We start from the raw sequence: 589 nt of genomic DNA, 5'->3' as shown, positions 1-589 counted from the left end.
TTTTGGCTCCATTACAGACGTTTGGAGCAAGGTCGGTTTCAATGGCCACAAGCGTCCAGGGACAGAACGGTCGTCATTAGCCGGCGAGAACTGAACTGGTTGCTGGACGGTCTGTCCGTCACACAGCAACGTGCACATGCTAAGGTCACAGCCACTCGAGTTGTGTAAGATTTGGCAGGAGATTTGTTGCGAAAAAGGCTCAAAAGACTAGTAATGACAAGGGTTTTGGATGTCTTGTGTCGAAACCTTATACATGGAAAATACGAGAACGGATACCCCGAACAAAACTGAAAATCTAGAAGCGTGGTGTACAGCCTTAGAACGAGAGAATGCACACCTGAAGGCACAGTTGAAATGGCTCACGGAGCAAGTGCGCCTCTCTAAGCATAAACAGTTCGGGACACAAAGTGAGCGATCGGACGACATTCAAATCCGGTTATTTAACGAGGCGGAATGGACATCTGAATCGTCTGAGCCGTTACTTCAAGAAAAACCGGAGACACAAACCATTACCTATGAGCGGAATAAGAAGCAATCCGGTCAACGCGAAGAGTTGTTCAAAGACTTACCGGTGGAGCGAGTGGAATAC

The 589-nt window shown here is 47.9% G+C and carries 2 protein-coding genes; both read left to right on the top strand.

Annotated elements, in window-relative coordinates:
* A partial coding sequence (gene tnpB, locus J3482_RS22030; RefSeq protein WP_206923092.1) for an IS66 family insertion sequence element accessory protein TnpB occupies positions 1-168 on the top strand: 168 nt, incomplete at its 5' end.
* Positions 169-229: 61 nt separating this feature from the next.
* Positions 230-589 (top strand): IS66 family transposase (locus tag J3482_RS20220; RefSeq protein ID WP_206923091.1); only part of this gene is annotated, 360 nt, incomplete at its 3' end.

This window comes from Alicyclobacillus suci (genome assembly GCF_017329615.1).
Lineage (GTDB): Bacteria > Bacillota > Bacilli > Alicyclobacillales > Alicyclobacillaceae > Alicyclobacillus > Alicyclobacillus suci.
Note: the sequence above shows the minus strand (reverse complement) of the source record. Positions and strands in the feature narration are given on the sequence as shown.